Origin of the sequence: Ferruginibacter sp. HRS2-29 (assembly GCF_024343615.1) — a bacterium.
Classification (GTDB): domain Bacteria; phylum Bacteroidota; class Bacteroidia; order Chitinophagales; family Chitinophagaceae; genus Ferruginibacter.
This window is the reverse complement of record NZ_RJUB01000013.1, coordinates 19271-44996: the sequence shown is the minus strand read 5'-3', so window position 1 is coordinate 44996 and position 25726 is coordinate 19271. Positions and strand designations below refer to the sequence as shown.

Genomic DNA, 25726 nt, shown 5'->3' with positions numbered 1-25726 from the left:
ATCATATTCTGGAGTGGTTTTACACAGGCAAAGTAATAGTAAACTTCGCATATTCCGATGGTTTGCTTTCAACACTTAAAGTGCCCTGGTGCGCCTTGATGATATCGTAGCTGAGGCTTAACCCCAAACCTGTGGCCTGACCGGTTGGTTTGGTGGTAAAAAACGGCTGAAAAATCTTCTCAATTATTTCCTGCGGAATGCCGGTGCCATTGTCTTCGATGGTTATTTCAATGGAATGATCTTTCTTTTTTGTATGGATGGAAACGGTTGGTTCGTATACCTCCAAACCTCCGGGGTTTTCTTCTAACCCCGGAGTGTTTGATTCGTTCAAACGCCCGGAGGTTGAAAGCAAACCTCCGGGGTTTTGAAAACCCCGGAGGTTTACCGCATAAAAAGCATTCGTCAACAAATTCATCACCACCCTGCCCATATCCTGGGGAATGATATTTATTTTTCCGATACTTTGATCAAAATCTGTTTTTAATGTCGCGTTAAAAGATTTGTCTTTCGCTCTTAAGCCATGATAACTTAACCGCAGATATTCATCACACAAAGCATTGATGTCCGTAAGCTCTTTTTGGCCTGAAGACGACCTCGAATGCTGCAACATTCCTTTCACGATCGCATCGGCACGTTTGCCATGGTGATTTATTTTTTGTTCGTTATCTTTTATATCGGTGGCAAGGGCTTTTACTTCATCATAATTCCCTTTTGCAATTTCGTCTTCCATTTCCTCGAGCAATTCTTTATTTACCTCAGAAAAATTATTAACAAAATTCAGCGGGTTTTGAATCTCGTGTGCAATGCCGGCAGTAAGCTCGCCGAGGCTGGCCATCTTTTCCGCCTGGATCAGTTGAGTTTGAGTGCTTTTAAGTTCAGACAAAGTAGCAGCCAGTGCCGAGTTTGCCTTTTGTTTTTGTTTATTATTACGATAAAGTATTAGTGCTACCAGGCAAAATATCAACAAGCCTGTTATCAATAATGTTGTAATTACTTTATTGCGGTAAACTCTCTTTTCATCTTCAATTGTACGTTGGCGCTGCGTTTCTTCAAAAGACATCATCATTAGCTGCTGGTTCGTACGTATGCTATACAGGCTATCGTTCGCTGCCATGTACACTTTCCAATATTTTAAAGCACTATCTGCCTGGTTGTTTTCATATAAACGGGCCAGCATCTTTGCAGGACTAAGCGCAAAATTGCTGAGCATCGTTCCGTTTAATATTTCGATTGCCTTTTTCGCATACGCTGCGCTGGAATCAAATTGTTTATACCTGTAATAATGATCGGCTATGGCCACGCTGACTGAATTAATGTAGCGTTGCGATCTCGCAATTTCTGCTATATGCAATGCTGAATCAAAATATATCATGGCTTTGGCCGGATCACCTTTAAGGCTATACACACTGGCGATGTTTGATAAAATATAACAGTATGTAGTCTCTTTAAGATTTGATGACGGGATCAGTGATTGCGATTTTTGTGAATAAAATAAAGACGAATCAAGCTGTAGCATATTCAGGTATACAGCGCCCATATTCATGTATGCCCACCAGCTGGTATTTGTGTTTCGGCTATTCATCACTCCATCACTTGCTAACCGGTACAACGCCAGAGCTTTTTCATTCTCCTGCCGATCCTTATAAATATGAGCCATCTGGTTTCTGGCATAACTTAATAAGTTGGCATTGCCTGTTTGGCTGGCCAAAGCCACAGCCTTGTAATGGCATTCGAGTGCTTTTACATAATTACCTGCAAGCCGATAACCTTGTCCTCCCATGCTCCATGCGCTTGATTCTATGATCTTGTCCTTGTTGTTGATGCCAAGCGTATAGAGCTTTTGGTAAGTTTCCAATAACAATACCGGATATGCATCTATCGACACCGTGTATATGGACAGCAGCAGATCCACCTTGCCTTTTTCGTTTTTCTCCTTTGCTACAAGTGTAACAATAGAATCAACTTTATGCCGCACAAGTTGCTCGGGATTTTGCCGGGCAAATGCATTGCCAAGCAAAGTGAATAACAGCAATAACAATATAATTTTTTTCATATCAATTGGTTCCGTTCAGTTGTATGATAAATGTTGTCCCTGCTCCTTCTTCCGTTTCTACTTTCAATTCCCCGCCATGCGCTTTCACAATATCATACGCCAGGCTCAAACCCAGGCCAGTTCCTTGCCCGGTGGGCTTGGTGGTGAAGAAGGGCTGGAAGATTTTCTCGATGATGTTTTGTGGAATGCCGTTGCCATTGTCTTTCACCGAAATTAAAATGCTTCCAGGGGTTTTGCCGGGAAGACGGGAAGACGTTATTGTAACGGTGGGTTCGTAAGGAAGTAAACCTCCGGGGTTTTCTTCTAACCCCGGAGTGTTTGATTCGTTCAAACGCCCGGAGGTTGGGAGTAAACCTCCGGGTTTTTGAAAACCCCGGAGGTTTACTGCGTAAAGAGCATTCGTGATAAGGTTTAGCAAAACCCTTCCCATATCCTGCGGAACGATGTTGATCTTACCAATGGTTTCGTCGAAATCGGTTTTCAAAGTAGCGTTGAAAGATTTATCCTTTGCCCGCAATCCATGATAGGCCAGTCGTAAATATTCGTCTGCCAATTTATTGATATCAGTCAGTTCTTTCTGTCCGCCCTTACTGCTGCTGTGTTGCAGCATGCCTTTTACAATGGCATCGGCACGTTTTCCGTGATGATTTATTTTTTCAAGATTTTGTTTGATATCCGCTGAGATCGCTTTCGCTTCTCCGATATCACCTTTTTCCAATTCTTCATTCATTTCATCAATGAGTTCATTACTTACTTCCGAAAAATTATTGACGAAGTTCAACGGGTTTTGTATTTCGTGAGCGATGCCGGCGGTGAGTTCGCCGAGTGAAGCCATTTTTTCCGCCTGTATCAATTGCGATTGCGTGGATTTGAGATCAATCAAAGATTTGTTCAGTTCAGCCGTGCGTTCATTTACCTGTAACTCCAGCAGCGTATTCTGGTTAGATAACAACAATTGTTTTTCCTGTTCATGCGCCAGGTTTTTTTCCGATAATGTCTGAACATCTTCGAGGCTTGCCTGCAATTGTTTACTGCGCAGCGAACTTTGTATCGCTAAATAAAAAGACATCCCGATGGGGAAGAACATTTGAGAAATGTAAAAAAACAATTGTGCAAAAATGCTGTTGATCGTGATCACCGCCGACAAAAGTGTGGTGAGCGCAAATACCAACAACCCCGCCAGCAGGATACCGGCATCCCGTTTCTTTTTCTTCATCGCCCAGATGCAGGCGTATACAGCGGTAAAAAGATACAATGCCGGATATATATAGGAGATGATAAAAAATGACTTCGTGCCATACCAATACATGCTTACTACAAGTATGATGCTGACTACAGACACAATCTTAAAGAATAACCGGTAAGGATAATTGAAAATGGTGTAGATCGTCAACACGATGAAGAACATACTGAGTGTGTAAGCCGCCGCTTCCGCAAAAAACACCCACATGAGTGGACCCAGCACACCAAAGCGGTCTGTGCCGAAAACCTCTACCGGTAAAGCATTCAGGCATTGCGCCAACATTGCCAGTGCATAATACAAATGCAATTTCTGGCTCCTGTCGAATAAAAAATATAACAGGTAAATGAAGCCAATGATCAGTACTGTGCCGGAACTGATACTGAAAATGATAATGTACATCTTCGTATGCCATTGCGAATGCTCATAACTCTTTACAGCATTTTCTTTATCATCTATAAAAAAATTAAAGGCCGGCAAAGATTCATTCAGGTAAGAGATGTAAGGGATATTTTTTTGCCAGGCCAGCCTTACGGCCATCACATTGCTTTTTCCGGGGATAAGGTTGAGATCGAACGGCATACCGGAAGGCAGGTAAGCCACTGTTTTTGCGGGATCGGCATTTACCGTTCCGTATTTTTTGATCAGTTTACCGTTCAGGTAAATTTCGGAAGCGCTGTATTGGGCAACGTGTGCAGCGAGTTGATTCACGGCCACTCCACTATCTACACTGAGTTGCAAACGTACCCAGATGATACCCGTTTTTTTAAATTCAGAAAATTCTGCTACATCTCTTTTCAGATCAACAGGCTGCCATTTACTGTCATCAAAAGACGGATCAGCAAATCGCGGATCATCACCCGCATACATTTTCCAGCCCGTGAGCAAGGTTTCCGCTTTGGGCAACTCTTTCAGCTGAAAAGCCTGCTGCGCCAACGTATGAACAGAAACCAACAATAAAACGATATATAAACAGCATGATCTCATCAGGAATTATTTGTTGGTAAAATGATCGTGAATGTGATACCTTTTTCTTCTTCGGTTGCTACTTTCAATTCCCCGTTGTGGCCTTTGCAATGTTCCGGAAAAAGGGAATGAGTGTGTACCCCACGTTTTCCGATCCTGCACGCTTTTTATTATTTAACCGGATAACTACCGATGATGCCATCTTCAATGGCGGCCTTCATTCCCGTTACCGAATCCATCTGTTCATTCGGAATGGTAGTGGAAAGAATATATTGTCTGATCTTCCAGTCATCGCCTTGTTTTACCAGCACGCCTGATCCACGGCAAATCTTCATTTGTGTATTCAGCAATTCATCAAACCAGGCAAGGTTACCGGTAGTGTCGAAGCTGATATGGCGCTCCATCGAACGGAAGTTCCAGGCTTTGCCTTTATCAAAAAACGGCTTGGCATATGCCATGAATTGTTTTTTGTCCCAGCGTTCGGTGGCATCCGTTCCGGTGAAGATCGATTGGTCTGCATATAGTTTGAAATATGCATTGAAATCTGCACGGGCGGCAGTAGCATTCAATGAATCGAGCACGGCATTTACTTTGGCAGTATCTGCGTGTTGGTCATGTACCGGTGTTTTGCATGCTGCAAAAAAAATAAACGTGAAGGTTAGTAGGGTTAATTGTTTCATTGATGTTAGTATTGGGTTTTGTTGTTTTCTTTTTTATTTGTCGAAGCTGGAACTTCAATATACAGTCGAAGCTGGAGCTTCAACGTACATTAGTCAAGCTTGTAAGATTTCTTCAGATAAGCCGCCAGTTCATCTCCACTTTTTTGCACCGAATCCACCACCGGTATCAATGATCGCCTGCTGCCATTCATGTACACCGCAAACACACTGAGCCCTTTCAGCTGTTTGGGATCGTTTGTCGGCAGAGACGGGTTATCCGCTTCGCGGGAAATACTGCCATCCGGGCGTTCCATCTTTCTAAAAACAGATGGTTCAAATATTCCTGATGCGAGTTTTTTATATTCGTAAAATTCCTGGGCATACAATTCTTCGAGTTGGCGTACGTATTGAATGCTGCCGTAATAACTCATGATCTTTTCTGCTGCCTTGTTATTACGAATCAGCCGGAAGCCGCCGGAATTCTTTAACTGGTCGAATGTGCGGTTATTGATGGTGAGTGCATCCAACCTTGGACTGATCCTGCCGAAGTAATATAACAGGTTGCCATTTTGTTTGATATGGGCATTGTCATCCAGCAGGGTGATCAACGAATCCATCTGGTTGCGGCCAAGCTCGAGTTTGGATACATACTTATCAATTTGCTGATGATCGGTTTGCAGATCTTCCACCATCGACCGGATGAATTCTTTTTCCCGCTGATGCTCGATCACATGCTCTAACTGATATTCCGCCAGGAAACCGCAGAACACGGCGAGGAATAACATCAGGAATTCCCAAAAATAATCTTTCCATGTTTTTTTGCCGTGGCCGGCGTGTGTATGGTGATGAACTTCCATGTCTTCGGTGGTTGAAGGTTGAGGGTTGGGGGTTGAAGGCTGCGGTTCCAGATCTGAAATTTCATTCGTTGCTGAAAATACATCCGCAGACGAAGCCGTTTCGTCCGGGGTTTGTTTCAATGGCTCATCCCCTGGTGGGTCCTGCTGAGGTAGTTTTGTTTCGTTGTCCAATTTCCTGCTTTTTAAAATATGTTTAGCTCCGCCACTACACGGTGACGATCAGTTGGTATGAGAATAAAATGCCTGAATAAACGCAAAGAAAAGCCTTCACAACCAGGCAAGATCGTGTTAAACGAGTGTGTATTATAGGTGCAAGTGCCTATCTGCCTGGTGCACAACTTGTAAGGATAAAGCAACTGTGGATTTTTGTGCTGTGCTGCACGGGTGATGTTGCCCTCTAAAGAAACGAAATTTCCGTCAACCGGCAATGGCAAATCGGCCGAAGTAGACGAATGTGGAAAAGAGGTAGACGAACAGAGATTTCACGCAAAGGCGCCAAGTTAAAAACAAAAGAGGCGCTAAGGATATTTCCTTTGCGCCTGTTGTACAGGACTAACCTTATTTGATGGAAACCCCGCCTAATTCTTACTGTACTTCAAGTTAAAGCTGGTAGCGCTCCATATGCCCTCTTTATTTTTTTCATCAAGAATGATATTCATCTGTTTTTCCGGAACGACTGTATAGGTAATTTTCAACGTTTTATCCCTGGATTCAAAAACGACGCTGTTTTTTTGAATGGACAAGACCACAAATTCAACAGGTGAATTTTTATCTTCCCAGGCGATATTGCCTGCATTAAAATGCCGCAGCTTCAATACCGGTCCTGATGAGTCCTGCTCGATCACCATAAATTCATAAAAAACTACTTTGCCATCCTTCACACAGCGAAAGCTGGAAGCCATACAATTGCCCATAGGTTTACTCCAATGCTCTTCCATCCATCCCCACTCGTGGTCCTGCGTCCAGGTGCCTGCCATGAAAGAAAGATCGTTGATGGTGGGTTTAGCGGTTTGCGCATATCCTGTTGCGGCAGCCAATAAAAATAAAAGCAAATAAATGATTCTCATTTGTGCAGTTTTTGGGAATGAAGTTAATAGTATTTAACGCAAAAAACGCAAAGGGTTTCCTTTGCGTTTTGTATTTTATTCCAACGTCTTTGCGGGAAGATCAATCCGCCAACGCAAATTTTACTTTCGACCTGATATCTGAGGAAGATGCGCCGATCAGCGCTTCAAAATCGCCCGGTTCAGCTACCCACGCGTGTTTTTTATCGTCGAAGAAACTGAGCGCAGATTTATCCACGGTGATAGAGACCGTTTTTTGCTCCCCTGCTTTCAGGAATACTTTTTCAAATCCTTTCAGTTCTTTCACGGGGCGTGGCAACGACGATTTTACATCGGTGATATACAACTGAACCGTTTCGGAACCATCACGGGTACCTTTGTTTTTTATGGTAACGTTGAAAGTGATCTTGTCGGAAGAAGACATTGTTTTTTTATCTGCTGTAACAGCCCCGTATTCAAATGTAGTGTAGCTCAGGCCATGGCCAAAGCTGAACAAAGGTTTTATCTTTTGTTTTTCCGCCCAGCGGTAACCTACGAATATGCCTTCTTTGTAGGTCACTTCTCCGTTACCCGGAAATTCTCCTGTAGAATGAGCCCCATTGTCTTCCAGTTTTACCGGGAAGGTGAATGTGAGTTTCCCCGAAGGGTTCACATCTCCTACCAATACTTCCGCTAACGCAGTACCGGCTTCAGTTCCAAGAAACCAGCCCTGTACTATAGAAGGCACTTCTTTTACCCATGGCATCGCTACGGCATTACCGGAAATATTTACAAAAACCAGTTTTTTATTCACTTTTGCCAGTTCGCTCACTACTTTATCCTGGTTGTATGGAAGCCCCAGTGATTTACGGTCGTTACCTTCGCTATCCTGGAAATCGCTTTTGTTGAGGCCTCCGAAAAAGATCACCACATCGGCATCTTTGGCTACTTTCAGCGCCTCCGCGAGCAACACTTCAGCCGAACGTTTTTCTGAAAGATCCTGGCCGGATGCCACACCATTGTAATTATTGCTGGTATCGCCTACATAACCACGTGCATACACGATCTCCGCCTGGGTGCCGATCCTTTTTTTCAAGCCTTCCAGGGGTGATATTTCATATTTCGCTTTCAGCGAAGAACTACCTCCGCCAACAGTCATCATCTTGATGGCATTTTCGCCGATGACCGCTATCTTTTTTGTTTTGGAAAGATCGATGGGCAATACATTGTTGTTGTTCTGCAACAGCACGATCCCTTCTTCCGCGATCCTGCGGCCGGCCAATGCATGTTCCGGTGTACCGAATGACCCAAAAGGCCTTTTGGTATTCATGTTCGTCAAAAATGACAGGCGTAAGATGCGGCGCACTTTTTCATCCAGTTCTTTGGTGCCTGCTTCGCCTTTGTTGATCAGGTCGAGGTATGGCCTTGCGAGATAATAGTTATCGTACGCATTGCTGGTACCCCAGGAAAGGCCGTCAGTCCAGGTACCGAATTCCATATCCAGTCCGTTGGTGATGGCCTGTCTGGTATCATGCACACCGCCCCAGTCAGCTACCACTACGCCTTCAAAGCCCCACTCACCACGGAGGATATCATTGAGCAGGTATTGGTTGTGGCAGCAATGCTGGCCTTTGTATTTATTGTAAGAACCCATGATGGCCAGTGTTCCGCCTTCCTGCACCGCCGCTTTGAATGCAGGCAGGTAGATCTCGTACAAAGCACGGTCGTCTACATTCACATTTACTTTATGCCGGTCGGTTTCCTGGTTGTTGAGGGCAAAATGTTTTACGCAGGTAGCCACGCCATTCGACTGTACCCCTTTGATATAAGGCACTACCATTTTGGAAGTAAGAAAAGGATCTTCTCCCATGTATTCGAAATTTCGGCCGTTGAGCGGAGTACGGTAAATATTTACCCCCGGGCCAAGCAATACGGTTTTGTTGCGGTAGCGTGCTTCTTCGCCAATGGAAGTTCCGTACAGCAATGCCAGGTCTTTGTTCCAGGTAGCCGCCAGCGCAGTGAGCGCGGGAAACGCGATACAGGAATCGTTGGTAAAACCTGCCTGCTTCCATTCGTCCCAGAGTACATCGGGACGGATGCCATGCGGCCCATCTGTCATCCAGATATCGGGGATGCCAAGGCGGGGTACGCCGGCCGAACTGAACTTCGACTGCGCATGTATCATCGCGATCTTTTCCTGCGTGGTCATTCTGGAAAGGGCATCTTCCACACGTTCCCTGATCGGTTTTGTTTCGTCGAGATAAACGGGTGTTTTTGTCTGCGCCTGCATCCTTACAGATCCGAGTAACATCAGGGCGGCAATAGCAATACTGATTCTCATTGTTGAGCTGATTTTTTATTCCGCGAAGCAACAAAGCAAAGCGAAAACGTTGTAGTGTACAAGTGGTGATTTATCCGTCACAAGATAGTGAATAGTCAATAGTGAATGGTGAAAATGTAGATACTTTCAGAATGATGATTTGAAATAAAATAATCGCTGATTTTAAAGGATAAAATGATTTCGCTGATTATTTTTTACTTCGTAAAAATAAAAATACATTTTAAAAAAATTGTTGGTGTGTTACAAACAACAACTGTCGCAAACTTTTCATGAACCCCAGAAAGCAATCCGTCCTGATGACTTCCGCCGACCAGGGCGTGTGTTAGCAGCATCCCATATTCAAAGTGAATGGTAAATGGTGAAAATATGCAGCTTAACCCATTCAGAGAAGTTTGTATCAACAGAAATTTTTGCTCCTGCCTGCATTCTTAATTTTTAATTCTTAATTCTTAATTGAATTACCATTCTTTCTTCATGGTCTTATTAAATTCAATGAAGGTTTGATTGGCATCTGCTTTCTCGCCAAAAAATTTCACCGGGGCTTCCATCTCTTTCGGTTTCATGTAGCCGGATAACGGTGCAGGCCTTGCATCAATGGCAGAAAGGAAAATAGTATGTGGAAATTCGAGGCGGCCGAAAGTGAGGTACATCGCGAGTTCGTTGGCCTTCACGGCAGGATTGTAAGCAAATTTTTGTTTATTGAAAAAAACGGTGTCTGTTGATTCTGCATCGAACCGCACGGCATAATATTTTTCATTTACATAAGCCGCCAGCTTGCTGTTCTGGTAAGTGGTTCGATCCATCTGTTTGCACCATCCGCACCAATCGGTATACACGTCGATCAATATCGGTTTGGGATTTTTGTAATAGACTTCATTGAGCTCCTGCAGCGTGATCCAGTGGATCTTTTCTTTGGAACCATTTCCGGCAGGCGCCGTAAATGCAAAACCCGTGGCGATGAGGACGATTGACAGTAAAAACCATTTAAACTTTTGCATCCTTTAATTGTTTAGTAGCTTAGCTTATTAAACGGGAAAATAATGCAAAAAATTGTTGTAGCAGTAACGGGAGCCAGCGGATCAGTATATACAAAGCTATTATTAACAAAATTACTGGACTTAAAGGCCCAGGTTGCTGAATTATCGGTCGTTTTCACCAAAAATGCACGACTGGTATGGGAGACCGAATTAGGCGATGAAAGCCACCGGCATTTCCCGGTAAAATACTACGAAGCCGATGATTTCTCCGCACCATTCGTTTCCGGCTCAGGGCAATATACCACCATGATCATCATCCCCTGCAGTATGGGTACTTTGGGACGCATCGCCGTCGGGATATCAAATGATGTCATTACAAGAGCGGCCGATGTGATGTTGAAAGAACGTCGCAAACTCATTTGCGTAGCCAGGGAAACTCCTTACAGCCTTATTCACATTCGTAATATGGAAACGATCACACTGGCCGGCGGTATCATTTGCCCCGCAACACCATCATTCTACAGCCAGCCAAAAACAGTGGAAGAAGTGGCAGCCACGGTGGTAGATAGGGTGATAGACCTGGCCGGGTTGACGGCAACATCATTCAGGTGGGGAAGCCAGGAAAATCTATGATCTATGATGTATGATCTATGATGTATGATCTATGATCTCTCTAACTTTTGAACGATAAACAAAATCCCCGAAGCTTATAAACTTCGGGGATTTTTATATTATTCGATTTAAATAAGATCATAGATCATACATCTCAGATCATAGATTACCGGAGGTCTACCACTTCCACACCAGGGTATTTTTTTGCATCAAATACAAACATATCGTCTCCGATTGCACCGTTGGGCGTCATGCTGCTGGTGCTGTAAGTGATCCTGTTACCGGTCTTTTCAAATATTTTGGTGGTGTTGATCACGTTGTTATCCACGTACAACAAAACCTTGTGAAATGCTTTTGTCTTGTCTACCGGCGTAAGTTCGATTTCTTTCATCTGCTTTGCGCCCACTTTTACATTACCGTTGAGTTTGTATAAAAAGTCCTTATCGTAAAAATTGGTGAATAATTTCTGTGGGGTGATCGAATTAGCCGATGCATCCAGCTTGGTGACGGTCACTTCGTTGGAAGCCTTATCGTATGTCCACACATTGCTGCCATCGCTGAATATTTCCTGGCCGGTAACGCTGATCCTGTATTTGGACCCTTTCATATAAACGGTACCGCTTTTTGAGCCTACATTTTTGCCGGAGGCATTTTCTATTTTAAGGGAGAATTTTGCCTGTACGGATTTGTACGTTTTGAACTTGGCACTTACCGCATCCAATACTTTTTTCCCTTCGGGATCGCTTGTACCCATTCCTTTTGGCACCTGTGCCTGTACAAATAAGACCGCTGCGAAAATGAGTACCAGGCTGCTGTAGAACTTTTTCATATTTTTTTCTTTTACTAAAACAATTACTTTGCCATTTTGCCAAAGTGGCGCAAAGATAGGCAATAGACCTGTTTATAGCACAGCGGTTTAAGCCCCTTAATTAATAAACTGTTAATGTATGGCTGCCGGGAAATATTCAGGGTTACTTCTTTCCACATTCAGCATATTAAATATTACTTTAGTCCTTCAACTCAGCTCCCCTATTGATTCATATTTAGTAATCAACTTATCCCTTTATCATGGAAAAGAACATCCCTATTTCCCAGCGGGAACATTATGCCCCGTCGCAATTCAGTGAATTCTTATGGTGGCTTTCTACCGCCGAAAAGGAACTGCTCGTAGATTCGGTGGTAGACCGCAACCGCTACCGCATCATCGGCATGACAGTACTGACCACCTGGCTGTTCGCCACTTTTACCTGGACCTACTTTTTCAGCACCATCGTGGATTCGATATTCATCTCCGTACTGCTCGGCATTTTCATGGGTTTCATCATCCTCACCATCGACCGGGCTTTGATAAAAGGCATCACAAAATTTAACAAGAAAAGATTTACACCACTGCTCTTCCGTGGACTACTGGCGCTGACTATCGGCACCTTTATGGCGCAGCCGGCTGTATTGTATATGTTCGATAAGGAAATAAAACTGCAGACTTCGCTGGACAATGAAAAGAAAAAACTGGCCAAACGCAGCGAACTGGATACCTTGTATAAGAATAGAAAAGATGAACTGCTGAAGCAACAGGCGGCATTGCAAGTTGAAAACTCTGCAAAATATGAGGATGTGACAAAAGCCCGTGCCGATTTCCTTTCGGAAACCGATGGCAGCGGTGGAACGGGTAAGGTGGGGATAAAAGATATCGCTATCGCCAAAAGGAATGAATACCAGAAACTGGATGGGGAATACCAGCAACTGCAAAAAAATAACAAGGTAAAACTGGATACCATCGCCAGTGAACTGAAAGGAATTGAAACCAGTATAAAGCAGGCCGAAACGGAATTTACCAACTACCTCAACAATGGTTTCCTTACCCGGGTGGAAGCTTTATCGAATCTGCTAAAAACCAGCAGTGCACTGCAATTCAGGTATTACCTCATCGTTTTTATTCTCATGCTTATAGAACTGATGCCGGTGATTGCAAAGACCATGTTGCCTTCGGGAAGTTATGATGAAAAAGTAGTGCTCCGCGAAGACATGGAAATAGAGATGGCGAATTTTAATACAAGAAAAGAACAACTGCTCAAAGAAATGTACAACCAGCTGGCTTTTGAAAATGACCAGCAGGCGATCAAAGATTTTTTCTCCCTCACCAAAGATCAGCGCGACGAAAAAATAAAAGCGTTCAGCCAGCAGTGGAAAGAAAATAAACACCAGAGCCTCGATGGATTGTGGGAAAGAATGAAGAAGGAAGTGCTTACGAAGCAGGAGAACTAAAATATCTATGATGTATGATCTATGATCTTTGATCTATGATGTATGGTATCTTTAGGATGAAACGATAATAAACACTTCGGATCTCCTAAAATCTGGAGGCTCATTTAAAATTCCAGACCGAATGAACCAGATCATAGATCATACATCATAGATCATACATTTTCCCTATTTTTGTCGCTATGGCAAAATCAGCAGGCGAAACCCCTTTAATGCAGCAGCACAACGCCATCAAGGCGAAATATCCTGATGCTATTTTGCTCTTCAGGGTGGGTGATTTTTATGAAACTTTCGGGCAGGATGCCATCATCACAGCGCAGGTTTTGGGTATCACATTAACCAAGCGGAACAATGGCAATCCCGATGCCTCCGAGCTGGCAGGATTTCCGCACCACGCCATGGATACTTACCTGCACAAACTGGTAAAAGCCGGTTATCGCGTAGCCATCTGCGATCAGCTCGAAGATCCCAAAGCAGCCAAAGGAATTGTAAAAAGAGGGGTAACAGAACTCGTTACGCCGGGAGTAGCTACCAGCGACAAATTACTCGAACATAACAACAACAACTTTCTCGCTTCCCTGCATTTTACAGATGATCTCATAGGGCTGGCATTTTTAGATATCAGCACGGGAGAATTTTTCATCGCCGAAGGGGATAAGGAATACACCGATAAATTATTGCAGAGCCTGCAACCCGCCGAAGTGATCTTTCAGCGCAACAGGCAAAAACTGTTCAAAGAATATTTCGGTAACAGTTTTTTTACCTACTCTCTGGATGAGTGGATCTTCACTGAGCAGTATGCACAGGAAAACCTGTTGAAGCATTTTGGTACACACAGCCTCAAAGGTTTTGGGGTAGAAGAATTGAAGAACGGGATCATCGCCTCCGGCGCAATACTCCACTACCTCAAGGATACCGAGCACCCCAACCTGCAACATATCACTTCACTGCAGCGCATCAACAAAGATGACCATCTGTGGATGGATCGTTTCACCATCCGCAATCTCGAACTGATGGGTAATGGCGAACAGAACACGCTTTTCAAAACCATCAACAATACCGTTTCCCCGATGGGTTCGCGTCTGTTGCGCAGATGGATGCTGATGCCGTTGAACGATATCACCCGCATCAACGAACGGCTGGATACGGTAGAATACCTGATCAAGGAAACCGATACCCGCAACAAGATCGCATCGCATATAAAACAGGCCGGTGATGTGGAAAGGCTGGCGAGTAAAGTGCCGCTGAAAAAGATCAATCCACGCGAAGTATTGCAGGTAGCAAAAGGATTGCAGCAAACAGAAGCGATCAAAACTATCTGCAGCGCATCTTCCAACAGTTACCTGAAAAGGCTGGGCGATTCGCTCAACAGCTGTAATTATATCTTAGAAAAAATTATCACCGAGATCGCGGAGAATCCGCCGGCGGCCGCTAATAAAGGCGGGCTCATTGCCAGGGGCATACATGCCGAGCTCGATGAGCTCCGTGAGATCGCCAGCGGCGGAAAAAATTATTTGCTCGAGCTTCAGCAAAAAGAAGCACTTAATACAGGTATTTCTTCCCTCAAGATCAGTTTCAATAATGTTTTCGGTTATTACCTCGAAGTGACCAACCTGCACAAAAGCAAGGTTCCGGAAACCTGGATCCGGAAGCAGACACTTGCCAATGCCGAACGTTATATCACCCCCGAACTGAAAGTATACGAGGAAAAGATCGTTGGGGCGGAAGACAAGATATTCCAGATCGAACAACAGGTTTTCCAGGAACTGCTCAATGAACTCCAGGATTATATAGCCCCCATGCAGGTGAATGGCCATGTGATGGCTGTGCTCGATTGCCTGGGCTGCTTTGCCGGCAATGCATTGCAATATGGTTATAAAAAACCGATCCTGCACGATGGCCACGAACTTTCGCTGAAAGACAGTCGCCACCCCGTGATAGAACCCAACCTGCCTGCCGGAGAAGCTTACATCACCAACGACATCAACCTGGATGCTGCCACGCAACAGCTGATCATACTCACCGGCCCCAACATGAGTGGTAAAAGCGCTATCCTGCGCCAGACGGCGCTCATCACATTGATGGCGCACATGGGAAGTTTTGTTCCGGCATCGGCCGCCAGCATTCCTTTAACTGATAAGATATTCACCCGTGTTGGCGCCAGCGATAACCTCAGTGGCGGCGAAAGTACCTTCATGGTGGAAATGAATGAAACGGCCAGCATCATCAACAACCTTACTTCCCGCAGCCTGATATTACTGGATGAGATCGGCAGGGGCACCTCCACCTACGATGGTATTTCCATCGCCTGGAGTATCGCAGAATATATTCATCAATCGCCCTTTGCGCCCAAAACATTATTTGCTACGCATTACCACGAACTGAACGAGCTGGAAAATAAATTTCCCCGGATAAAAAATTATCACATCACCAATAAGGAAGTGGGCAATAAGATCATTTTCCTGCGCAAACTCGCCGCTGGCGGCAGTACGCATAGCTTTGGTATACACGTGGCCCGTATGGCGGGTATGCCTCCATCGCTGATAGACCGGGCCAATGAGATACTGGCGCAGCTGGAAGAAAGCCGCGATGACCACCAGACCGGCCACGGCAGCATCGAAGCTTCGGTGAAAAACCTGAATACCCCGAAGATGCAGTTAAATATTTTTGATGTGCATTCAGTGACGTTCGAGGAGATCCGCAACCTGCTGGATACGGTAGACATCAACCGGCTCACCCCTGTGGAAGCATTGCTGAAACTGCAGGAGATCAAAGGCAAAATAAAGTAGGTTGTTAAAAAATGTAAGGCAGGCAGCAGCGATCGGAGCTTAAAAAGTATCTTTCAGATATCTTTGCAACGCTTATGGTAAAAAAACTACTTATATTATTTATTTCCTTCGCCCTTATTTCCAGGTATTCGCAGGCGCAGCCATGTTCGCTGCCGGGTATGACGCCTTCCAGCGCTATCCCCGTATGCGGTACTTCCCAGTTCAAGCAACCCGACCTGGCCAACTGTACCGGCCAGGCAATCGCCATCCGTGGATGTACGATCACGGCCACTTCCGACAGGGCTTTCTGGTATAAATTCACCTGCTTCCAGTCCGGAACATTGGGATTTGTGATCAAAGGCCTGAATGCGGCGGATGATTACGACTGGTGCCTTTTTGATATTACCGGCAGGGACCCCAACGAAGTTTTTACCAATTCAGCTTTACAGGTCTCGCTCAATTTATATGGCGTGGGCGCCGAGACTTCCCCACCGTTTCCGCAAACGCCTACGGGTTGCGTTCCGGCCGGCACGGGAGATGTACATTGCGAAGGGGCGGCGAGTTCCAACAGTCCATTTAACCGGATGCCGGTGATCACCGTGGGCAGGCAATATTTATTAATGGTAAATAATTTTACTGTTTCTACAGATGGTTATACTCTCGACTTCACAGGCGGTACGGCCAGTATCACCGATCCAAAGCTACCGGCTCTGCTGAGTGGCGAAGCCGCCTGCGATGCAAAACAGATACGCATCCTGCTCAATAAGGACATGAAATGCAAATCGATGGCAGCCAACGGCTCCGATTTCTCCATCAATGCGCCGGGTATCAACATCATCGGAGCAGCCAGTTCGGTATGTACCAATGGCTTCGATATGGATTCGCTGATACTCACACTTGATACACCTCTGCCTCCGGGCACTTACACCGTAACCGCCAAAAGAGGCGGTGATGGCAATACACTGCTCGACAACTGCGACCGTGAAGTACCGGTGGGTGATAAAGTTTCTTTTACCGTGTTTCCGCTGATCCCTACCCCGATGGACAGCCTTACAAAAGTAAAATGTGCCCCGCGTACACTGGAACTGGTATTTAAAAAACAGATGCTCTGCTCCTCCATCGCTGCCAATGGCAGTGATTTTGAAGTGATCGGCGGGCCGGTACCTGTCACCATCAGTTCCGCAGCTGGCGTGAATTGTACCAACGGGCTTTCTAAAAAGATCCTTGTCACCTTATCTGCCCCGATGCAGGTTGGTGGTTTTTATACTATCCGCCTGAAAAACGGAACAGATGGCAATAGCATTTTTGATGAATGCAGCCAGCAGACACCTGTAGGCAGCAATATCACTTTTGAAGTGAAGGATACGGTAAATGCGGATTTCACTTACAACATTATTTATGGTTGTGATAAAAACGTAGTGCAATACACACACAACGGCGCCAATGGTGTGAACAATTGGAAGTGGCTCTTTGATAACAGCATCACCAACAGCACGCCCAATCCTGTGATCCCTTATACTGATTACAGGCAGAAGCTGGCGCAACTGATTGTTACCAACGGTGTGTGCAGCGATACTTCCAAAACAACCATCTTTTTTGACAATCTCCTTATCGCCGATTTTGAAGTGACATCCATTGTTTGTCCGAATGAACCGGCGAAATTTGTCAACAAAACGATCGGCAGGATCACCGAATGGAACTGGGTTTTTGATAATGGAAACACCAGCTCAGTAAGGAACCCGTCGCCACAAACGTATGTTCCCCGCAATTCCGGTGATTATGCCGCCGCCCCACGGTTGATCGTGAAAAATGATTACGGTTGTTATGATACGCTCTCACGCCCGGTGAGAGTTGTATTCAGCTGTTACATAGCCGTACCAAAAGCGTTTACGCCTAACGGTGATGGTGTAAACGATCATTTATACCCGCTCAGCGCCTATAAGGCACAGGACCTGCATTTCAGTGTTTACAACCGTTTCGGCCAGCTCGTATTCTCCACTACCGACTGGACAAAGCAATGGGATGGCCGTTTCAAAGGGCAGGGTGCAGATCCGGGAACTTATGTGTGGGTGCTGAATTATTTTGATAGCATTACGGGAAGAAGGGTGAATCAGAAGGGGACGTCGGTGTTGATAAGGTAAGTCAATAGTGAATAGTCAATAGTCAAATCTTCGTAAATTTTATAGTTATACGCAATCCTATCTGCAGCAGGATAAATATGTCAGCCCAACCTTGCACTAAAGATAAATTGAAACACTAAACTTAAGCCTTTATTCTTCAGCCACTATAACGCCAAACCGTTAGTATACATACTGTACTCTTCCGCTTGTCTTGCCATACAATGGGGTTAATCAGTGTTTTGACTTAAGCTTTGTTGTCCTTTTAATTCCTTGCTCCTCCCTCTAACGCCAGTCCCTAAACCGTTATAGCTGTTTTATAATTCCAGGTGCAACTTAATAACAATAAAATATCCCGCTCTTGCGGGATATTTTATTGCTCTGATAGTAAATACTTTCAAGAATATTTTAAACCTTCAAAGGTTTGACTATTGACTATTCCCTATTCACTCATTCATCCATTGACCTATTGCGCCAGAGAAATATTCAACTGCAGCCCTGCCCTCGTATTCGTTGTCGGTGCGCTGGAAGAAATATACGGCTTGATCTTGCTCTGGTAGAAATAGAATTTGATATTGACCCTGTTGTTCAGGAAGTAATCTACCGTCGGGTTGATCGTGATCTCCTTACTTCCACCTGTGGCGAAATTGTTTTCCTGGTCAAGACGGCTGTTGGCAGTCACATTATCACGCAGGTGGAAATCGAGGCGGAAGTTGATCTCGTTGTCGAGTTTGGTACCGCCATCTTTATTCAGCCATTTCGGAAGTTTCAATCCACCGAGCAGTTTCAGTCCTCTTTTGCGATAGCCGAGCGCAAAACTATATTCCGTACTACGCTGTTCGCTGAGCTGGTAATCGTACAGGCTTAAGCTGAGTGTCCTTGATTTTGCATATTCAAATTTCGCCTGGAACTGGTTGGTAAACATCATATCGAAACCTGCCAGTGGTGCAAAGCTTTCGCTGATGGTAACATTCGGCACCAGGAAATATGGTACGAAGGCGTTGGAAGAAGAATCGTAGAACGACGGGTATCCAAACCTCGATACATCCTGGTAAAGCAATGCTGATGTAAATCCATTCATGCTCAGGTTGCCGGTATATCCATGAGAAATGGTAAAGTTGCTGAATATCTTATCCATGCCTTTCACTTTGGTAAGGCCGTTGTAATCGATCTTCCAGTTTGGCCTTGGTATGATGGCTTTGAAAGGATTCGATTTGATATTGCTGTTCTGTTGTTTGATCAGCGAAACATCTTCCGCATTCTGCCCGGTGTACGCCGCTATGAAAGATGGGATCAGCACATCCACCGCGTATTTGCCATATCCAAAATAATAGCCGTCGGCACCTTGTCCGCCACCCGCCAGTGAATAAGGGTTCTTCTGCCCCAGCCTGCGGGAAAGGACCAGCCTGTTGCTCTGGAAGGTCTTGAAGGTTGCTGAAACCCTGTTGGGATCAAACTTGCCAAACAATGTCTTGAAGGAAATATAAGATACATCGAAACCACCACCCGTGTACGGTGACAGGTGCACGAATTTATGGTTGGTACCACCCGAAGTATCGATGAACCGGAAGATCTCACTATAATTTTTGTTGAATGTCTTGCTGATATTGACCGTGATATTCAGGTCACGTACCGGCTCAAGCACGGCGCTTGCAGTGAGACGCTGATCGAAGCTCTGCTGGAACAGCGAGTTGAAGCTGGTATCCCTCGTGATAAGCCCCTGGGCCGCTTTCCTGTTGAGCCAGTTGCTATCCGGCTGCCTGCCCAAAATGAAATCGAAGCCCGGCGCCATGCTCTTGAAATTTTGCCCGAAGAACTGCGTACTGTCGGTATAACCCGGTAACCTCGTGTTGGCTACTTCAGCAATGGATATGTTCGCCTGCTTCAGGCTGGTGAGCAATTTGCCCAATACCCGTCCTGCAGTACCCACATAAGGCATCGCCGTTTTATCCACGATCCGCCGGGTGCGCAATACTCTTTTTCCATCTTTCGTGGTCACACTATCCGTCACTTTAGTCACACGGTTCTTCCATTTTTCCTTATCCTCTATATTTTTCGGCAGATCAAGCTGGCGCAACCATTTTGATTTCTGATACAATCTTGTAAAATCAAGTTGTGCAGTTGCTTCGCTCTGCTGGCCATTTTCCAGGATGTTACCAAGTTCAACCGCAAGACGGGATGCGCCTATCCAGCGGTAGCTGGCCTGGTATTTCAGGTTGATGGTTGTCCAGTCGAGTATCGGGAACTTAGCTGTCGGCAACGTGTAGGCGAAATTACCTGTCTGTGTGAAAATGGTATTTCTTCCGCCTTTCAGGAGGTTTCTCCACACACTGTCCTTTTTCTCTTTGGTATCAAGCCTTCCTGCCGGTTCATCGATACGGGAATTATTCGTAGCGCTGTAATCGAAGCTGAGCGACCTGGTGAAATTCCAACGGACGATGTAATCCCTCTGGAACACAAAATATTTATCGTAAGTTTCGGGTATGCGGTATTTATCCGTACCCACGCTGCGTGGACGGATGACGCCAAACTGCCTGCTGATATCGGCCCTGAAAGTCAGTTGCGAAGGCACATAGTTGAAATTGAAATCCTTGATCAGGTCAAACCAATGCGTCTTCGTTTTCCTGAACAGTTTCATTTTCTTGAAAGGCTCTATGTATTTCGGTTGCGGAGCAAAATTATACCCCAGCGCACCGCGGTGCCTGGTTACATCGTTGTATTCGATCAGCGGATTATGGCTGCTGATGTTGATGTACGAATAACTCACATCCACGTTTTCGATATCGTATATTTTCGGCGCTTTGCCATTCGTCTTGTTTTTGCGGACGTTGGTAAAATTCAACGTTTTGGTAGAAGTGAAATCGATCGCGGCATTGCGGATAGAATCTTTTGCCGCTTTGGTTTGCGCTGCATTCTTTTTATCCTTCAGTTTGATATCGATATCATACGGATCGTATTCCGGTGTACTCACCGCCTGTGAATAGCTGGCGAACACGGGTATAGACATGCCTGCTTTTTTCGGTAATAATTTACCCAGTTCAAGGTTGGCCGCCACATCAAACTGGAAGAAGTTATCGCGGTAGCGTTCGTTCACTCTTTGTTCCAATGTACCGAAGCCTGTGGTATGGCCATTGGCCGAAATGGATAAGGTTCCCAGGTCGGCAAGCGTTACATCCACTCTTCCCAATGCCGCATAGCCTCCTTTTTCATCGATGGAAGAAAGGCGTAATTCATTTACCCATACTTCACCGCAGGCACTGAGCGCCCGGGTATTTTCCACACCTATGAGTATGCCTTTTATTTCGCCGAGGTTCGGGCTTCCCATTACGGAATAGGTTTGCCCGTTGGCCTGCAACTGCCGGAATATCTGTACGGGGTTGCCGGTAAGGTTACGTTGCTGTTTCAGCTTGGTAAGAACGGTCAGGTCCACGTCGAGTGAGTTACGGGGATTCCACAAAGTATCGTTGTACTGATCTGAATTCGGGTTGAGGCTGGTGCCAGCACCCAATCCGGTTTTAACCAATGGGATGCGTATCTCGTAATAGTTGCTCACGAAATCCGTACCCATACGGATCACCGCGGTAAGGTCATAGTCTTCAAATGTATTGACCGGCTTCTGCGATTCTTCTGCATGTATGTACATGGAAAGTTTGCGGAACTGGCGAAGATCCCTGTTGGCAAAGGTTTGGAAAACGCCTTTGGCATCTTTTGTAGTAAGATTACAGAACTGAAGGCTCATCGCCTGTTCATTCTGCAAAAGATTAACCCCATTGTTACTTTGCGTCTGCACCCTTTCAATTTCCGAAGGAGTACGGTAAGGCAACGGGGTACGTTTATCATTTTCTTCAATGTTTACCGCACCCACATTCAACGGTGTAGTACTGGCTGCAGTGTAAAGCCCGGTAGAGTCTATTTTGTTATTGAACTTACGCCAGATATTCCTGGTAAGTTGCAATTCACCGAAACGAAGTACCACGCTGTCTTCAAAATCAGTCATGAACATCCTGATGAAACGGATCGATTTGAAATCAGGGATATTACCTATTTTTCTTTCGTAGTTGGCAATCGGTATCCTGAACTGGTACCAGGTTTCGGTACGGGATGTTCCATCTACCAGGCCCACGCCAACATCTTTCCTGTCGACTATAAAATTCTGGCCGATCTGCATTTCTGCAGCGCCTTTCGGTTTGATATCCACGATGTACTGGAAATATTCTTCCGTTTCGCTCATGGTATTGTCACGGTTCAGATCTTCCGCATCGGGATATAAAGTTGCTGCCGCAGAAAATTCTCCGCCATTATCAACCGGCGAGTTGCCCTGCGGACTGTTATAATCTTTATACCGTGCCAGCAAACCATCAGTGGCTCCAAAAGCGGCATCACGATAGTTGCGGTAGTTATCGCTCGAAGGATCGTTCAATGCACGCTGATAGGCGGCACCTCCCACACCTGCGGCCTGCAGATTTGTAAGGTATGTTGCGCGCCTGTTGGCTTCGGCTGTATCGCTCAATCCGTCAAATCCAAGATCCTGGTACAACCTGTCTTCAGGAATATTGCTGAAGGCATTGGTAACCTGTATCGGGTTACGTGCCACCCTTCCCCATACGGTCTGGTCTTCGGGGGACGGCGCATTGGGAGTGGCAAGGCCATTTTCGTAGAACCTTCTGCCATCTTTCAACACGTCTTCCGATACATTACCGAGGTTGAAATATAATTTACCACCTATAGAGTTAGCGGCATTCGGGTTTAATGGAGAATTGATAAAAGGATCCTGCGCCCAGAATTCAATGAACTCGATATTGCTGGTTTCAAAATCCGTCTGATCCAGCGCACGCATCAACCCGCCCCACCTTCTGCGTGGCTGGTTGAGTTTGCCATTGGAAGCCACACCTGCACTTATCGGCCCCGGCAGGTCATCGTAGTTGTACGGGCCTTTATCCGTTGGGTAATATGCGAGGTCAAATGTTACCAGCTGGCTTTCGCCGAAACCGGTTGTCCTTTGCGGGAAAATTTCTTTCTGGTAAACCTGCCTTGTACGCGGGTCGCTCAGCAGTATAGGATCGGTGATGGGGTTATTTTGTCCGCGGTATTGCTGCAATGTCTGCTCGATCTGGTACCACGCGATCTTCGCACGGTTCTTTCCATAATTGATATCGTTGGTAAGCGATGCTTCCGGGAACAGAATGTTACCCGTCCTGTCGGTAGCGCCTACCGGCGCCGAAGCCAGCGCCCAGCTCACGGAAGGGAAACGCAGATCGATGCCCGACTTGCTTCCTTCAAAGTCATCTATATATATCAACCCCTTGCTTCCCCGGCCGATCTGCGGGGCATGCCCCGGTTTCAGCATCGCCGCCTCTCCATACACATTAATGGTGGAAGGCGTAGTGGTAGAATAAAAAGGCAGTTTGTCGAGCAATTTGGTTAGCCTTGGCATTTCCTTGCGGTAATTAACATCGAGGCCAAACATGGAGTTGCGGATAGGATCATCGTTCAGGTTTACTTTCGTAAAGAACGGACGTTCGCTCAGCCGCACAATGGTACCACCGATAGACAATTGTTCTTTGGCGGTATTTTTTGCGAGGTAATCAAAACGCAAGCCGAGGTAAGAACGCTGTTGTATACCGAACGACGCGTTGTTTTCAAAATTCACCTGCACCGGCAAGCCTGCATTGAGGATGGCCTGGTTGGTCACTTTGATGGTTCCGAGATCGTAATTGATATCATAGTCCACTCCTTCCTGCAGGGTTCGTCCACCAGCGGTAACGGTAACGGACCCCCGCGGAATATTATAACCGATACTGATATCGGATGAGCCCGAAGTTTTGGCAGATCCCTTCAGCACAAACCTGTTGAGATTGGGATATTGCTGTGCCACCGCTTTGATGGAATCATACAGTGCGTAGTATAATGTATCCTTGATGGTAGGAAGTGCGGGGTTGCTGTACAACCCTGTAGCAAGATCTCGGCCGAATGGCTCTAGTACCGGGAAGATGACCCTGCTGTACGGTGATACCACGGTAAAATCTTCTACATAATCAAATACCCCGTCGGGCTGGGGATCAAGCTGACTGTTCAACCGGTCGAGGTTGATCAGTGAAATGATCGGTGTACCCTGGTTCTGATCGCCAAAGGGGAAATATCTTTTTGCGCCAAGCCCGGGCTCCTGGTACAATACGTCCAGTTTGAAATCCTGCGGTGATAATACGCCATACCCGATAGAGTACACGTTTTTCATCATCAGGTCCCAGATCGGGAGATTGGTACGCTGGGAAGTAGCTTTCAGCAATTTGAGGAACAAGATCTTTTGTATTCCCGCGCTTGCACCCGAAGTGGTATCCGGTGGTACATCCTGCGAAAATTCACCCACCTGGAATACTTTTCCGAGATAGGTATACTGGTAGGCTACCGCCAATACCTCGTCTGTCTGCAGTGGCTGGCTCAGCGAGACAGTTCCCAGTTGTTTATTGTAGGTATACTGTGTACTGTCGAGTTTGCGTGCGAATGTTTTTTCAAAATCCTGCACCGGGCTGAGGCCGAGGTTGCGCAGGTTCTGATAAACCACCGAAGGACTCCTGAAATTAGGCTGTGCCTTGATCTTTGCGAGGAGGTCATTGGTATTGTTGTTGGGGATAGGCGAACTGGTAAGCACGTTTATCAGCGGTGGCTGCAGGTAAGGCTGTTGCTCACCAAGATCCATCAGGCCGACCACATCCCTTGTTTCGGTAGTGGTACCGATACGGTTGGTCACCCATACTTCCATACGGAGTACCTGCACCGGTGCCGTGATGGCCGGCAGTTTGCTCATGACCTGGTTGTAATTATTGCGGAAGTACTGCGCCGTCAGGAAGTGCCTGTTCTCTTCGTATTCATCTGCCTTGATCTCAAAATTCTGCGAAGCGGTACCGCCCTGCAGGTTCACATTCTGGCGCTGTGATTTCTGGTTGGCCAATACACCCATCACGAATAATTTACCAAACTGCAGCTGCGTCTTGATACCAAACAGCTGCTGTGCTCCCGGGATGAGCGTACCGCGGCTCGGGAAACTGATATTACCCGCTTCAAAACGTTTGAGGATCTCATCGTCTTTACCGGTATAATCGAGCTTCAGCTGGTTTTCCAGGTCGAAGTTGGCCAGCGTGTTATAATTGATGGGGAATTTGAGCTTATCACCGATATTGGCGTTCACATTCACCTGGGCATTCATGTTGAAATCCAGCCCGCCATTTTTTCTCGCCCGTTCGGGCAATGTGGGATTGTCTGTTTTTTGCCCCTGGTAACCTGCGGTGATGTTGACATTACCCTGCGGACTGATCTCTATCTTCCCGTTGCCAAAAAGCCTGTTGAAGAGGTTATCCGTCAACGAAAGCTTTGGTTTTACCAGTTTACCGCGGTTGAGCAGGCTGGTGGTATTGGCACGTTTTTGGAAATAAGCTATTTCCGCCTGGCGGTTGCGTATCTGCCAGTATTCATCGAAAGTGTAGGTAGTAGGTACACGGTAATATTTTGACCCCACTTTTTCATAAATGGTATACCTGCGGGTGATGGCATCGTATACCACCGAATCGGTAATGTTGGAAGGATCTTTAAGATCGTATGTACGGGATGAATTTCCTCCGGCTACATAATCGGATCTCCTGTCTTTAATGGGGTACCTGAGGCTGTCGGAACCAACAGGCGGCGGGGTATCCCTTACAGGTACCTGCTGCGTTGGCGGCGGCTGAAACGCATCATTCGCGTTGATCATTGATAGCAACAGAGGTATACTGCAACAGGTGACTATTGAAAGAATTGTTTTTCTAATAAGCAACATCCGGTAAATTAATTAACGTAG

The 25726-nt window shown here is 45.8% G+C and carries 13 protein-coding genes; 4 read left to right on the top strand and 9 right to left on the bottom strand.

The features are described from left to right. Positions 1–19: 19 nt before the first annotated feature. The 7 genes from EGI32_RS06735 to EGI32_RS06705 form a co-directional block, all read right to left on the bottom strand. The gene (locus EGI32_RS06735; RefSeq protein WP_255154620.1) at positions 20–2053 is read right to left on the bottom strand and encodes an ATP-binding protein; all 2034 of its coding nucleotides are present in this window, start codon (positions 2051–2053) and stop codon (positions 20–22) included. Between the two features lies 1 nt (position 2054). Further along, positions 2055–4280: an ATP-binding protein gene (locus EGI32_RS06730; protein ID WP_255154619.1), complete on the bottom strand. Its 2226-nt coding sequence runs from the start codon at positions 4278–4280 to the stop codon at positions 2055–2057. 149 nt (positions 4281–4429) lie between these two features. Then, positions 4430–4939 (bottom strand): nuclear transport factor 2 family protein, encoded by a 510-nt coding sequence (locus tag EGI32_RS06725; protein WP_255154618.1) that lies wholly within the window; start codon positions 4937–4939, stop codon positions 4430–4432. A gap of 89 nt (positions 4940–5028) precedes the next feature. Beyond that, positions 5029–5946, bottom strand: a complete 918-nt coding sequence (locus EGI32_RS06720) for a hypothetical protein (RefSeq protein WP_255154617.1) — start codon at positions 5944–5946, stop codon at positions 5029–5031. Between the two features lie 407 nt (positions 5947–6353). Beyond that, a complete protein-coding gene (locus tag EGI32_RS06715; protein WP_255154616.1) occupies positions 6354–6842 on the bottom strand; it encodes a DUF6265 family protein in 489 nt (162 codons plus the stop codon). Positions 6843–6942: 100 nt separating this feature from the next. After that, positions 6943–9159 carry a glycoside hydrolase family 3 C-terminal domain-containing protein gene (locus EGI32_RS06710; protein ID WP_255154615.1) on the bottom strand — a complete coding sequence of 739 codons (2217 nt, stop codon included), beginning with the start codon at positions 9157–9159 and terminating at the stop codon, positions 6943–6945. Positions 9160–9617: 458 nt separating this feature from the next. Continuing rightward, positions 9618–10157 (bottom strand): DUF255 domain-containing protein, encoded by a 540-nt coding sequence (locus EGI32_RS06705; RefSeq protein WP_255154614.1) that lies wholly within the window; start codon positions 10155–10157, stop codon positions 9618–9620. Positions 10158–10199: 42 nt separating this feature from the next. Here EGI32_RS06705 and EGI32_RS06700 point away from each other — a divergent pair, with 42 nt between their 5' ends. Beyond that, complete coding sequence (locus tag EGI32_RS06700; RefSeq protein ID WP_255154613.1) at positions 10200–10769, top strand: UbiX family flavin prenyltransferase; 570 nt, start codon at positions 10200–10202, stop codon at positions 10767–10769. A 145-nt stretch (positions 10770–10914) separates the two neighbouring features. Here the strand turns inward: EGI32_RS06700 and EGI32_RS06695 are convergent, their stop codons facing one another. Further along, complete coding sequence (locus tag EGI32_RS06695; protein WP_255154612.1) at positions 10915–11577, bottom strand: outer membrane lipoprotein carrier protein LolA; 663 nt, start codon at positions 11575–11577, stop codon at positions 10915–10917. Between the two features lie 239 nt (positions 11578–11816). Here EGI32_RS06695 and EGI32_RS06690 point away from each other — a divergent pair, with 239 nt between their 5' ends. From EGI32_RS06690 to EGI32_RS06680, 3 genes are all read left to right on the top strand, one after another. Then, entirely contained in the window at positions 11817–13013 is a 1197-nt protein-coding gene (locus EGI32_RS06690) for a DUF4407 domain-containing protein (RefSeq protein WP_255154611.1), read from the top strand. A 179-nt stretch (positions 13014–13192) separates the two neighbouring features. Continuing rightward, entirely contained in the window at positions 13193–15799 is a 2607-nt protein-coding gene (gene mutS / locus EGI32_RS06685; protein ID WP_255154610.1) for a DNA mismatch repair protein MutS, read from the top strand. 74 nt (positions 15800–15873) lie between these two features. Then, a complete protein-coding gene (locus EGI32_RS06680) occupies positions 15874–17919 on the top strand; it encodes a gliding motility-associated C-terminal domain-containing protein (protein WP_255154609.1) in 2046 nt (681 codons plus the stop codon). A 442-nt stretch (positions 17920–18361) separates the two neighbouring features. On the opposite strand, the gene sprA is transcribed toward EGI32_RS06680, so the two are convergent. Continuing rightward, positions 18362–25639: a cell surface protein SprA gene (gene sprA / locus EGI32_RS06675; RefSeq protein ID WP_255154608.1), complete on the bottom strand. Its 7278-nt coding sequence runs from the start codon at positions 25637–25639 to the stop codon at positions 18362–18364. Between the last annotated feature and the right edge of the window lie 87 nt (positions 25640–25726).